This window comes from Polaromonas aquatica (assembly GCF_042659145.1).
Classification (GTDB): domain Bacteria; phylum Pseudomonadota; class Gammaproteobacteria; order Burkholderiales; family Burkholderiaceae_C; genus Polaromonas; species Polaromonas aquatica.
Genome location: NZ_JBHSRS010000076.1, coordinates 43,027 through 55,172 on the forward strand (window position 1 = coordinate 43,027; position 12,146 = coordinate 55,172).

Annotated in this window: 12 protein-coding genes; 11 read left to right on the forward strand and 1 reads right to left on the reverse strand. The window is 62.4% G+C overall.

Features of this window, described 5'->3' with window-relative positions:
• Positions 1-89 precede the first annotated feature (89 nt).
• The 11 genes from ACFQND_RS14175 to ACFQND_RS14225 all read left to right on the forward strand — a co-directional run bounded on the left by ACFQND_RS14175 (position 90) and on the right by ACFQND_RS14225 (position 11,739).
• Positions 90-872, forward strand: coding sequence for a sulfite exporter TauE/SafE family protein (locus tag ACFQND_RS14175; protein WP_371437497.1), 783 nt, complete (start codon positions 90-92; stop codon positions 870-872).
• Between the two features lie 12 nt (positions 873-884).
• A complete protein-coding gene (locus ACFQND_RS14180) occupies positions 885-1,079 on the forward strand; it encodes a hypothetical protein (protein WP_371437496.1) in 195 nt (64 codons plus the stop codon).
• Positions 1,080-1,322: 243 nt separating this feature from the next.
• The gene (locus ACFQND_RS14185; protein ID WP_371437495.1) at positions 1,323-1,421 is read left to right on the forward strand and encodes a potassium-transporting ATPase subunit F; all 99 of its coding nucleotides are present in this window, start codon (positions 1,323-1,325) and stop codon (positions 1,419-1,421) included.
• The gene (kdpA, locus tag ACFQND_RS14190; RefSeq protein ID WP_371437494.1) at positions 1,421-3,220 is read left to right on the forward strand and encodes a potassium-transporting ATPase subunit KdpA; all 1,800 of its coding nucleotides are present in this window, start codon (positions 1,421-1,423) and stop codon (positions 3,218-3,220) included. The genes ACFQND_RS14185 and kdpA overlap by 1 nt, the downstream gene beginning before the upstream one ends.
• 23 nt (positions 3,221-3,243) lie before the next feature.
• Positions 3,244-5,331, forward strand: coding sequence for a potassium-transporting ATPase subunit KdpB (gene kdpB, locus ACFQND_RS14195; RefSeq protein ID WP_371437493.1), 2,088 nt, complete (start codon positions 3,244-3,246; stop codon positions 5,329-5,331).
• Positions 5,332-5,368: 37 nt separating this feature from the next.
• Complete coding sequence (gene kdpC / locus ACFQND_RS14200; RefSeq protein ID WP_371437492.1) at positions 5,369-5,941, forward strand: potassium-transporting ATPase subunit KdpC; 573 nt, start codon at positions 5,369-5,371, stop codon at positions 5,939-5,941.
• 11 nt (positions 5,942-5,952) lie between these two features.
• Positions 5,953-6,285: a hypothetical protein gene (locus tag ACFQND_RS14205; protein ID WP_371437491.1), complete on the forward strand. Its 333-nt coding sequence runs from the start codon at positions 5,953-5,955 to the stop codon at positions 6,283-6,285.
• Between the two features lie 179 nt (positions 6,286-6,464).
• Positions 6,465-7,310 (forward strand): TorF family putative porin, encoded by an 846-nt coding sequence (locus ACFQND_RS14210; protein WP_371437490.1) that lies wholly within the window; start codon positions 6,465-6,467, stop codon positions 7,308-7,310.
• A 91-nt stretch (positions 7,311-7,401) separates the two neighbouring features.
• Complete coding sequence (locus ACFQND_RS14215) at positions 7,402-10,122, forward strand: DUF4118 domain-containing protein (RefSeq protein ID WP_371437489.1); 2,721 nt, start codon at positions 7,402-7,404, stop codon at positions 10,120-10,122.
• Between the two features lie 9 nt (positions 10,123-10,131).
• Positions 10,132-10,848, forward strand: coding sequence for a two-component system response regulator KdpE (kdpE, locus tag ACFQND_RS14220; protein WP_371437488.1), 717 nt, complete (start codon positions 10,132-10,134; stop codon positions 10,846-10,848).
• Between the two features lie 39 nt (positions 10,849-10,887).
• Entirely contained in the window at positions 10,888-11,739 is an 852-nt protein-coding gene (locus tag ACFQND_RS14225) for a pseudouridine synthase (RefSeq protein WP_377413950.1), read from the forward strand.
• A 104-nt stretch (positions 11,740-11,843) separates the two neighbouring features.
• Here ACFQND_RS14225 and ACFQND_RS14230 read toward each other — a convergent pair.
• Positions 11,844-12,146: hypothetical protein (locus ACFQND_RS14230; protein WP_377413953.1), on the reverse strand; the 303-nt coding region annotated here is incomplete at its 5' end.

Genomic DNA, 12,146 nt, shown 5'->3' on the forward strand with positions numbered 1-12,146 from the left:
AAGAACAGTTTTTGCCTTCGGAAATGGCGAAGGCTCCAGGCGGATATTACCGCTTGAGCGCGGGCTCCGCACCACGCAGAATCGACCGCATGAACTTGACCCACATCACCGGCACGGGACAGGAAACACTGTTGATGGGCATTGTTGCCGTTGTATTCCTGCTCGCAGGACTGGTCAAGGGTGTGGTCGGCCTGGGGCTGCCGACGCTGTCCATGGGTTTGCTGGCCGGCGTCATGCCGCCCGCGCAGGCTGCGGTCATCCTGATCCTGCCTTCGTTGCTGACGAATGCCTGGCAGATGTGGGGTGGCGCCGCGCTGGCCGGTTTGTTGCGGCGCCTGTGGCCGCTGCAGCTGAGCGTGATTCTGGGAACGCTGTGGGCACCGGTCAGCCTGGTTACGCTGGATGCGCACCTCACCTCGGTTGGCCTGGGCGCTGCGCTGATTGTCTATGCGCTGCTGGGACTGTTTGCGACACCACTGGCGGTGCCGCGTCGTGGTGAGGGGGTGTATTCCTTCGCCACCGGACTGGCGACAGGCGTGATCACCGCGGCCACAGGCGTGTTTGTGTTTCCGGCCGTGCCTTACCTGCAGGCTTTGTCCCTAAAGAAAAATGAACTCGTGCAGGCGCTGGGCCTGTCTTTCACGGTTTCCACAATTGCGCTTTTCCTGCGCCTGGTGTTTGACGGTTCCTTTGGCGTGGGGCAAATGCCCGGCGGCTGGAGTCTGCTGCTGCCCCTGCCGGCCGCCTTGCTCGGCATGGCTGCGGGCCAGGCACTGCGCTGGCATGTAGGCGAGAAGGGCTTCAAGCGGCTGTTTTTTTCGGGGCTGCTGCTCATAGGCCTTTACATGCTGGCTCGCGGCTTGATGCATTAGCCGGGCCGTGCGATGGAAACGCAGGCAGGGGTGTCTCAGGCCATGGAGGTGCTTCACGCCAAGGCCGCGTGTCTGGCCTTGCTGCTGGAGGATGCCGGTGACCCGGATGTGTCCTTGCTGCCGCTGGCTTTGAACCTGCTGGACGACATCGACGTCCTGCGCGCGCTGCACTTGCGGGTGGTGATGAAGTCTCATACGGGGGCTTGAAAAAAGACCCAGCTTGCGCCTGGGCAGACCCGAAACCCCGGATTTTTACGCTTTCTTTATACCGGCCACCGGTCTTTCAACCCCGTTTTTACACGCCGAATCCGAAACTCCCTCCATCGTTATCAGCTAGTTGGAGAAAGTCATGGATCTCGCTTTTATTCTTGGTGCCGCCGCCCTGTGGGGTGTGATGGTCTTGCTGGTCTGGGGCTTCCAGAAGCTCGAGAAGCCCGAAGGAGGCCGCTCATGATCAGTCTCGACATTCTGTACGGCTTTGGCGGCGTCTGCGCCATCATGCTGCTCGCCTACCTCGTCTATGCGCTGATCTGCGCCGAGGAGTTTTGATGAGCAATTCTTCATGGGGTCTTTTGGCCCTTTTTCTCGGCGTGCTGCTGGTCACTGCCTGGCCGCTGGGGATCTGGCTGGTCCGGCTGTATTCCGGCCAGCTCCCCGGCTGGATGTACAAGGTGGAAGCTCCGCTGTACCGCCTGGCCGGCACCTCTGCCGGTGCCAACATGAAATGGTCGCAGTACGCGCTGGCGCTGCTGGCCTTCAATGCTGTGGGCGTGCTGGCGGTCTATGCGCTGCAGCGTTTCCAGTTCTGGCTGCCACTCAATCCGGCCGGCATGGGCAATGTCTCGCCGGACTCGGCGTTTAACACTGCCATCAGCTTTGTTGCCAACACAAACTGGCAGGGTTATGCCGGTGAGTCGACCATGAGCTATCTGACGCAGATGCTGGCGCTGGCAGTGCAGAACTTCTTCTCGGCTGCAACCGGTATTTCGGTGGTCTTTGCCCTGTTTCGCGGTTTTGTCGCGCGTTCCACTGGGGTCATAGGCAACTTCTGGGTCGACGTGACACGTGTCACGGCCTGGCTGTTGGTGCCGTTGTCGCTGGTGCTGGCGCTGACGCTGGTGGGTCAGGGCGTGATCCAGAACTTCGACAGTTACAAGGAAGTAGCCACGCTGGAGACCACGAGTTATCAGGTGCCTAAAAATGGCGCCGATGGCCAGCAACTGAAAGACGACAAGGGCAACCCGATCGTGGAGGACATGACATCTGGCACGCAAACGCTTGCAATGGGCCCGGTCGCATCGCAGGAGGCCATCAAGATGCTGGGCACCAACGGTGGAGGCTTCTTTAATGCCAACTCGGCCCATCCGTACGAGAACCCGACCGCACTGAGCAATATGCTGCAAATGCTGGCGATCTTCCTGATCCCTGCAGCGCTGTGCTTTGCCTTTGGCCGCGTGGTGGGTGACCAGCGCCAGGGCTGGGCCGTGCTGGCCGCGATGACGGTGATGTTTGTGCTTGCCGTCGTGGCCATCACGCCGGCCGAACAGGCGGGCAATCCGTTGCTGCCTCCCTTGGGCGTGGACCAGAGCGTCAGCGCCCTGCAGGCTGGCGGCAATATGGAAGGCAAGGAAACGCGCTTCGGCATCAATGCCTCCAGCCTGTTCGCGGTCATCACGACAGCGGCCTCCTGCGGCGCGGTCAACGCCATGCACGACTCCTTCACGCCGCTGGGCGGCATGGTACCCATGGTGATGATGCAGCTCGGCGAAGTGGTATTCGGTGGTGTCGGAACCGGTCTTTACGGCATGCTGATCTTCGCCATCCTGGCAGTGTTCATTGCGGGCCTGATGATTGGCCGGACGCCGGAGTACCTGGGCAAGAAAATCGAGTCGCATGAGATGAAGCTGACCTCGATCGCCATCCTGGTGACGCCTGTGGTGGTGCTGGCGGGAACGGCTATCGCCGTCATGTCGGGTGCCGGCAAGATAGGCGTGGCCAACCCGGGTGCGCACGGTTTCTCCGAAATCCTCTATGCCTTCACCTCGGCTGCCAACAACAACGGCAGCGCCTTTGCCGGCCTGTCCGCCAACACGCCGTTCTACAACACGATGCTGGGATTGGCCATGTGGCTGGGCCGCTTCGGCGTGATCGTGCCGGTGCTGGCGATTGCCGGTGCGCTTGCACGAAAAAAACGTCTGCCTGTCACGGCGGGAACCATGCCCACCCACGGCCCGCTGTTTGTGATGCTGTTGATCGGTACGGTGCTGCTGGTGGGCCTGCTCAATTACGTACCGGCACTGGCCCTGGGCCCGGTGGTTGAGCACCTGATGCTCTGGCCCGGCAAATGAGCGTGATGGAAAAGAGTAACAACATGACTGAAAAAAAACCTTTCGTACTGCTGGATCCGGCGCTGCTCAAGCCCGCCATCTTTGCGGCGTTTTCCAAACTGAGCCCGCGTGTGCAGTGGCGCAACCCGGTGATGTTTGTTGTCTATATCGGCAGCATCCTCACCACACTGCTGGGCCTGCAGGCACTCCAGGGCGCGGGTGAGGCCCCGGCGGGTTTTATCTTTGCCGTGGCCGTATGGCTGTGGTTTACGGTGCTGTTTGCCAACTTTGCCGAAGCCCTGGCCGAAGGCCGCAGCAAGGCCCAGGCCGCATCGTTGCGCGGCCTGAAAAAGAGCAGCTGGGCCAAAAAGTACACCGATCCGGCCGCCAAAACCTTTCATGGCAAAAGCTGGTTGCCTGAGCAGGCGGAGAACCTGAAAAGAGGTGATGTCGTCTTCATTGAAACCGGTGACATGGTGCCGCTCGACGGAGAGGTCATTGAGGGCGTGGCCACGGTGGACGAGAGCGCCATCACCGGGGAGTCGGCGCCTGTGGTGCGCGAGTCCGGTGGTGACTTCTCGGCCGTGACCGGCGGTACGCGCGTCCTGTCCGACTGGCTGGTGGTGCGCATCGTGGTCAACCCGGGCGAATCCTTCCTGGATCGCATGATCAGCATGGTCGAGGGCGCCAAACGCGCCAAGACACCGAATGAAATCGCGCTGACGATTTTGCTGGTGGCGCTGACGATTGTGTTTCTTGTCGTGACGGTGACGCTGTTGCCGTACTCGATATTCAGCGTCGAGGCGGTCAAGGCCGGCTCGGCCGTGAGTGTCACAGCTCTGGTCGCCCTGCTGGTGTGCCTGATTCCCACCACCATAGGCGGCCTGCTGTCCGCAGTCGGCGTGGCCGGCATGAGCCGCATGATGCAGGCGAATGTGATTGCAACTTCGGGCCGCGCGGTGGAAGCTGCCGGTGACGTGGATGTATTGCTGCTCGACAAGACCGGCACCATCACCCACGGCAACCGCCAGGCGTCGGCCTTTTTGCCTGCACCCGGTGTGCCGGCACTCACGCTTGCAAGCTGCGCCATGCAGGCCTCCATGGCTGATGAAACCCCCGAAGGCCGCAGTATTGTGGCGCTGGCCCACAAGCTCAACGCTGCGACGCCGCTGCTTGGCTCGACGGCCGAAGTGCCATTTACCGCCCAGACCCGGATGAGCGGGATTGACGTCAGGCAGCCTGACGGCAGCACGCGCCAGTTGCGCAAGGGTGCCGTTGATGCAATACGCAAGTATGTGGAGGCACTGGGCGGCAGTGTGCCCGCAGAGGTCATTCGTGCATCCGACGAGGTGTCGCGCCGCGGCAGCACGCCGCTGGCCGTGACTGACGGCAAAACCGTGCTGGGCGTGGTAGAACTGAAAGACATCGTCAAGTCCGGTATCAAGGAGCGCTTTGGGGAACTGCGCCGCATGGGCATCAAGACGGTGATGATCACCGGCGACAACAAACTCACGGCGGCGGCTATTGCTGCAGAGGCCGGCGTGGACGATTTCCTGGCCGAGGCTACGCCCGAAGACAAACTCAAGCTGATTCGCCAGTACCAGGCCGAAGGCCGGCTCGTCGCCATGACGGGCGACGGTACCAACGACGCACCGGCGCTCGCGCAAGCCGACGTGGCTGTTGCCATGAACAGCGGCACCCAGGCGGCCAAGGAGGCCGGCAACATGGTGGATCTTGACTCGAACCCGACCAAGCTGCTCGAGGTTGTCGAAACCGGCAAGGCGCTGCTCATGACACGCGGCTCGCTGACGACGTTCTCGATTGCCAATGACGTGGCCAAGTATTTCGCCATCATCCCGGCGATTTTTGTGACCACCTATCCGCAGCTTTCGGCGCTGAACGTCATGCATCTGGGCAGCCCGTCATCGGCCATCTTGTCGGCGGTGATCTTTAACGCACTGATCATCATGTTCCTGATTCCCCTGGCACTTAAAGGCATCAAGTACCGCGCTGTGGGTGCCGCCGCGCTGCTGCGCCGGAACCTCCTTATTTACGGACTTGGCGGCCTGCTCGTGCCCTTCATTGGCATCAAGGCGATCGACATGCTGCTTGTCGCCATGAACCTGGCCTGATCCGGCCTGTAACGCCCTGGCCACAAGAAAGAAAATCATGAAAAACATACTTCGTCCCGCACTCGTTTTATTCCTTTTGCTCACCCTTATTACCGGCGTGGCTTACCCGCTGGTGGTGACCGGTGTGGCAAAGATGCTGTTTCCGGAGCAGGCAGCAGGCAGCCTGGTCCTGCGTGACGGCAAACCCGTTGGCTCGGTGCTGATAGGCCAGAACTTCAGCGACCCGAAACATTTCTGGGGCCGTCCATCGGCCACTGGCCCCATGCCCTACAACGCGGCGGCTTCCGGCGGCTCCAACCAGGGGCCCTTGAATCCTGCGCTGACGGATGCCGTCAAGGGCCGCGTAGACGCCTTGCGCGCTGCCGACCCCGGCAATACGGCACCCGTGCCGGTAGACCTGGTTACCGCATCGGCCAGCGGGCTGGATCCGCACATCAGTCCAGCGGCCGCACGCTACCAGGTCGGCCGCGTCGCCAAAGCGCGCGGACTGTCACCTGAAAAAGTCCAGGGTCTGGTGGATGCCCAGACCGAGACGCCCTTACTGGGTGTTCTGGGCGAGTCACGGGTCAATGTCCTCAAGCTCAATCTGGCGCTGGAGGCTCTTCGTTAAGAGACACAACCATGGCCTATGCCGCTTACCGTGAATCGTTTGGATCAACTGTTTCCTTTTCAGGCTCAAGAACCGGCCTCACCTGGCTGGTACTGGATGTCACCGTCCACAGCCGGGATGCGCTGTTCGTGCGCCGCGCGCTGGCTGAGTGTGAGGGGGCAGGCATTCTGCGCTGCATTCCGCGGCTCGACGAAAACCGCGTCCGGCTGGAAATACGCCTGCCCGAACACATGGCGGACGAGGTCATGAATCGCATCATGGCCTGCGTTCCGGACGGAGAGATCGGCCACCTGAGTTCCTGGCGGCACCACCTGCAGCGGCATGGCCTGACGCATGGCGTCTGACCTGCTGTACGCGCTCTGTGCACTCGCCATGTTTGGGCTGCCGCTTGGCGTGGCCTGGCTGATTGTGTGGCGCGGCGATTCGGCAAAAAAACGCAAACACAGGGACTGATGCCGGTGGCGGCAGGGGTCCTGACAACGCAACGTTCCCCTTTTAATCATTTTTAAACAGAAGAAGACAGATGAAAGCAATTTTAAAAAACCGCCTTTTTTCCGTAACCGCCGGCATGCTGTGCGCCATGGGCGCTGCGCAGGCGCAAACACCCGGGCCATCGGCCGCCGATACAGTATCGCCGCACAGCCTTACAGGCAATGTCGCGCTGGTCTCCGATTACCGCTTTCGCGGCGTCTCCCAGAGCTATCGCCAGCCGGCCATACAGGGCGGCTTTGATTACACGCATGCCAGCGGCTTTTACCTGGGTAACTGGAATTCCAGTGTTTCGTCCAATGCCTACAACAACGGTGCCAGCCTTGAGGTCGATCTGTACGGCGGTTTTCGCTTTCCAGTGACAAAAGACCTGAGCGGCGATATCGGGGTACTCCATTACCTGTATCCACAGGCCCGGCTCAACAGCGCGCCGGCAACGCCGACCGGCAACAAATACAACACGACGGAGATTTATTTTGGGTTGACGCAGGGGGGCTTCAACGGCAAATTGTCATATGCCGTGAGTGACTACTTTGGCCTGAACGGCAGTACCGCGGGGTATGCCTTTTTCAGCGCCCTGCCTGACCGCGGCAGTTCAAAAGGAACTACCTATCTGGACCTGAACTACAACATCGAATTGGGCCGGCAGGTCACGCTGGGCCTGCACGCCGGGCACGCCAGCGTTCGCCGTTACGGGGAACTGTCATACACCGACTACAAGGTGTCGGTGGGCAAGGAGTTTGCAGGTGTGAATCTGAGCCTGGCGCTGGTGGGGACCAATGCCGACCGCCGCTTTTACCAGACGGGCGACTCGGCCGGACTCAATGCCCGTCAGGTAGCCAGGCCAGGCCTGCTGCTGTCCGCAAGCAAAACCTTTTGATGTACGCGGATGCGGAGAGGATATTCGCAGCCGCCCTGCGCCAAGGTGTTACGCTTTTGCATGTACCACCTGACGCGCAAGCATTCACCTGATGGCCTATAACGCGGATTATCGTCCCGACCCGGACCAGTTGCTGGAGCAACTGCGCGGTGACGAAGCGCGTGCGCGCCGCGGCAAGCTGCGCATTTATTTTGGCGCCAGCGCCGGTGTGGGTAAAACCTACGCCATGCTCAGCGCCGCCCAGCGCGAGCGCCGGGCGGGCCGTGATGTGCTGGTGGGAGTGGTCGAAACACACGGCCGCGACGACACGGCAGAACTGCTGGCGGGGCTTGAGGCCCTGCCTCTGCGCGATGTGCCTTACCGGGGGCGACTGCTCAAGGAGTTTGACCTGGACGCTGCGCTGGCGCGCAAGCCGGGGGTGCTGCTGGTGGATGAGCTGGCGCACAGCAACGTCGAGGGCTCGCGCCATGCCAAACGCTGGCAGGACGTGCAGGAACTGCTGGAGGCCGGCATCGATGTCTGGTCGGCGCTGAATGTTCAGCATCTGGAAAGCCTCAATGGCACGGTGGGTGCCATCACCGGCATCCGGGTGCATGAGACGGTACCGGACACGGTGCTGGACGATGCGGATGAAATCATCCTGGTGGATGTCACGCCCGACGAACTGATGGCGCGCCTGAAGGCCGGTAAGGTCTACCTGCCGCACCAGGCCGAGCGTGCGGCGCAGAACTTCTTTCGCAAGGGCAACCTGATTGCCTTGCGCGAGATCGCGTTGAGGCGCACCGCCGAGCACGTTGAAGACGACGTGCGCAGCTACCGTGTTGAACAATCCATCGCTTCTGTCTGGAACACCGAAGGGGCCATCCTGGCCTGCATAGGCGCGCACGAAGGCGCTGAGCAAACCGTGCGCACGGCTGCCCGGCTGGCGGGCCAGCTCAATGTGCGTTGGCACGCGGTGTACGTCGAAACACCCCGCCTGCAGCGGCTGAAAGTCGCGCAGCGCGACCGGGTCCTGGCGGTGATCAAGCTGGCCGAAGAACTGGGGGCGGTTACAGCCGTGCTCAGCGGTAGCGATGCGGCCATGGAACTGGTCGCGCAGGCGCAGCTGCAGAATTGCGCCACGCTGGTGGTGGGGCGTCCTCACTTGCCTGGCTGGGCCGGCCGGTTGGGGCTCCTGGGTGGGCGCACCATGACACGCCGGCTGGCCGCGCTGGCGCCTACGCTGGACATCGTGGAGGCAGGCCGCGCCGACAGCGCGCGGCGCCTGGGCAGTGCCGTGCGGCGCAACCCCGAAGAAGACAGTGCCGCGGCCTGGCACGACAACCTGCCGCGTTACGCCTGGGCGGTGGGCAGCAGCGTGGCAATTACCTTGCTGGCGTTGCCGTTGCTGAGCTTTTTTGACCTGGCCAACATCGTCATGCTGTTTTTGCTGGGTACGGTGCTGGTCGCGCTGAAGTTCGGCCGCGGCCCGGCCGCGCTGGCGGCCTTTTTGAATGTGGCGGCCTTTGATTATTTTTTTGTGGCGCCGCGCATGTCGTTTGCCGTGAGCGATGTGCAATACCTGGTGACCTTTGGCGTCATGCTGGTGGTGGGCCTGCTGACCGGGCAACTCACGGCGGGCCTGCGTTTTCAGGCTGGTGTATCTTCCAGCCGGGAACGCCGGGCCCAATCACTGTTTGAGTTGACGCGCGACCTCTCGGCGGCCCTTTTAAGCACGCAGGTCGCCGAGTTGAGCGAGGCCGCCGTGCGGCGCAACTTCGGCGGGGAGGCCCTGGTATTGGTCACCGATGCCAATGACCAGCTGGCCCTGCCGGCCGATTCGGCGTCGGCGCCACAAGGTTTTGACAGCAGCGTGGCTGATTGGGCCTTTCGCAATGAACAGGCGGCAGGCCTGGCCACCTCAACCCTGTCGGCGCAACCCTGGCATTACGTGCCGCTCAAGGCGCCGATGCGGGTGCGTGGCGTGCTGGCCTTGCGGCCTGCCCAGTCGCGCTGGCTGCTGATTCCCGAACAGTTGCAGCAGCTCGACACGCTGGCCCGGCAGATCGCGATTGCGCTGGAGCGGGTTCATTATGTAGAGATTGCCCAGCAGGCCGTGGTGCAGATGGAGTCAGAGCGCCTGCGCAATACCTTGCTGGCGGCCATTTCACATGATGTGCGCACGCCGCTGACGGCCTTGATCGGGCTGGCGGAGTCCCTGGAGCGCTCTTCGCCACCGCTGGGCGATCCGCAGGCAGAGACAGCCAGGGCCATGACGCAGCAGGCGCGCCAGCTCAGCGCCCTGGTCACCAATCTGCTGGACATGGCGCGCCTGCAAAACGGCGGGGTTCAGTTGCGACGGGAATGGCAATCCGCCGAGGAAGTGGTGGGCTCCGCGATCCGTGCGGCTCGGCACGCGCTGGCCGGATGCGAGGTGCAAACCGATGTAGCGGCGGATTTGCCTTTGGTTGAATTTGATGCTGTGCTGATGGAGCGTGTACTCGTCAACCTGCTGGAGAACGCCGCCAAGTACGGCGCGCCGCCTGTTGTTGTCAGCGCCAGCGTGACAGCCGACACGCTGGTGTTCACCGTGCGTGACCACGGGCCGGGTTTGCCTGCCCAGCTTCAGGGCGGTGAGGCTGGCCTGTTTGACAAATTCACGCGTGGTGAGGTTGAGTCGGCCACACCAGGTGTGGGGCTCGGGCTGGCGATTTGCAAGGCCGTGGTGGATGCCCACAGGGGGCAGATCCAGGCGGCCAATGCGATCGGTGGCGGCGCAGAGTTTCGCGTGATCCTGCCGCGCCGAGAGCCGCCCGCGTTTGAACAGGCCTAAACTCCTTTCATGCCCAGCCCCATTGTTGTTGTGATTGAAGACGAGCCGCAGATTCGCCGTTTTGTGCGCTCTGCGCTCGAAGCCGAAGGCTGGCAGGTGCATGAGGCTGATACGGCCAAAAAAGGACTCACCGAAGCAGGCACGCGCAAGCCTGATTTGCTTGTGCTGGATCTGGGTTTGCCCGACGGCGACGGGCTCGATGTGATTCGTGATGTGCGCGGCTGGTCGGGTGTGCCCATCATCGTGTTGTCGGCCAGAAGCGATGAGGCCGACAAGATTGCTGCGCTGGACGCGGGTGCAGATGACTACCTGACCAAACCCTTTGGCGTCGGCGAACTGCTGGCGCGTGTGCGCGCCAACCTGCGCCGGCCTCGTGCCGTGACGGGTGACCACGCTAGCCCTGAAGAATCCGACCCGGTGTTCCGTTTTGGCGAGGTTGAGGTGGACCGGCAGGCCAGGCTTGTGCGGCGCGGCGGCGCAGAGGTGCATCTCACGCCGATCGAATACCGCCTCCTGAGTGTGCTGATGGCCAACGCTGGCCGGGTTCTCACGCACCGCCAGCTGTTGCGTGAGGTCTGGGGGCCGTCGCACGCCGAGCAAAGCCATTATCTGCGTATCTATATGGGGCACCTGCGCCAGAAGCTCGAAACGGACCCGGCGCAGCCGCAGCACCTCCTGACTGAAACGGCTGTCGGCTACCGGCTGCTCACCAATCCCCTGGCTTGAGCCAAACGGGTAGCCCGGCCTTAAAATCAGCCATATCCCATGGCTGAATCCACTCCCCCCAAACCACCTGCTCCCGCCGCTGTACGCATACGCGCAGCGGCTGCCCTGCCTGCCGGCTCCCCCGGCGCTTCCACCGGCACCACCATACGCCTGAACAAACGCATGGCCGAGCTGGGCCTGTGCTCGCGGCGCGAGGCCGATGACTGGATTGCGCGCGGCTGGGTGCGCGTGAATGGCGCGCCCGCGGTGATGGGGCAGCCTGTCGCGCTGGATGCGCGTATCGAGGTAGATCGCCAGGCCGAGCAGCAGCAACGCCAGCAGGTCACGATTTTGATCAACAAACCAGTCGGTTACGTGAGTGGCCAGGCCGAAGACGGCCACGAACCCGCCGTGGTGCTGGTGCAGCCGCAAAACCGCTGGTCGGAATGCAATAGCCGCATGCGCTGGGGCCATGAGCAATTGCGCGGCCTGGCGCCGGCCGGGCGGCTTGACATTGATTCCATCGGTTTGCTGGTGCTGACGCAGGACGGGCGTGTGGCGCGGCAGCTGATTGGCGAAGATTCAAACATCGAAAAGGAGTACCTGGTGCGTGTCAGCTACGGCGCCGAAACGATGAATGTGCAGGCGACCTTCCCGCGCGAAAAACTAGCGCTGCCGTGCCATGGCCTGAGCCTGGACGGCCAGGCGTTGCGGCCCGCGCAGGTGAGCTGGCAGAACCCCGAGCAACTGCGGTTTGTGCTGACCGAAGGCAAAAAGCGCCAGATCCGGCGCATGTGCGAGCAGGTGGGCCTGTTTGTGACGGGGCTCAAACGCGTGCGGATTGGCCGCGTCAACCTTGGCCATCTGCCCGTCGGTCAGTGGCGTTACCTGGCTCCGCACGAGAGTTTTTAAGTCGTCTGTTGTTTGGGACGCCCGAAAACAAAAAGCCCCGCAAAGCGGGGCTTTTTGTTGTTCTCAGCCAGCCAGGAGAGGAGCCCGGCGGTGGTTGAGAGGACTTAGCGGTAGATCTTGCGATTGCTGCCGTCCAGGATGACATAGTGACGAGCCTCTTCACGCACTTCAGCACGGGTCAGGGCGGTAGGAGCAGCAGGAGCCGCAGCAAAAGCAGCTTCCTGGCTGACGGGCAGGGCACCAGCCTGGCGGGCCTGCAGGTACTGGCCGGTCACTTCGGCACGGCTCACATTGCTGGCTGTGGCCACGAGATTGATGGCCAGAGCGGCTTCACCGTACAGATTGTTCTGGGCAAAAGCACCGGAGCTACCCATGGCAGCAAGAGCAACAACAGCAGAGGCGATAAA

Excerpts from the sequence above, each read along its gene's own strand:
- ACFQND_RS14175 (WP_371437497.1), top strand. The coding sequence starts at position 90 with ATGAACTTGACCCACATCACCGGCACGGGACAGGAAACACTGTTGATG.
- ACFQND_RS14180 (WP_371437496.1), top strand. The coding sequence starts at position 885 with ATGGAAACGCAGGCAGGGGTGTCTCAGGCCATGGAGGTGCTTCACGCC.
- ACFQND_RS14185 (WP_371437495.1), top strand. The coding sequence starts at position 1,323 with ATGATCAGTCTCGACATTCTGTACGGCTTTGGCGGCGTCTGCGCCATC.
- kdpA (WP_371437494.1), top strand. The coding sequence starts at position 1,421 with ATGAGCAATTCTTCATGGGGTCTTTTGGCCCTTTTTCTCGGCGTGCTG.
- kdpB (WP_371437493.1), top strand. The coding sequence starts at position 3,244 with ATGACTGAAAAAAAACCTTTCGTACTGCTGGATCCGGCGCTGCTCAAG.
- kdpC (WP_371437492.1), top strand. The coding sequence starts at position 5,369 with ATGAAAAACATACTTCGTCCCGCACTCGTTTTATTCCTTTTGCTCACC.
- ACFQND_RS14205 (WP_371437491.1), top strand. The coding sequence starts at position 5,953 with ATGGCCTATGCCGCTTACCGTGAATCGTTTGGATCAACTGTTTCCTTT.
- ACFQND_RS14210 (WP_371437490.1), top strand. The coding sequence starts at position 6,465 with ATGAAAGCAATTTTAAAAAACCGCCTTTTTTCCGTAACCGCCGGCATG.
- ACFQND_RS14215 (WP_371437489.1), top strand. The coding sequence starts at position 7,402 with ATGGCCTATAACGCGGATTATCGTCCCGACCCGGACCAGTTGCTGGAG.
- kdpE (WP_371437488.1), top strand. The coding sequence starts at position 10,132 with ATGCCCAGCCCCATTGTTGTTGTGATTGAAGACGAGCCGCAGATTCGC.
- ACFQND_RS14225 (WP_377413950.1), top strand. The coding sequence starts at position 10,888 with ATGGCTGAATCCACTCCCCCCAAACCACCTGCTCCCGCCGCTGTACGC.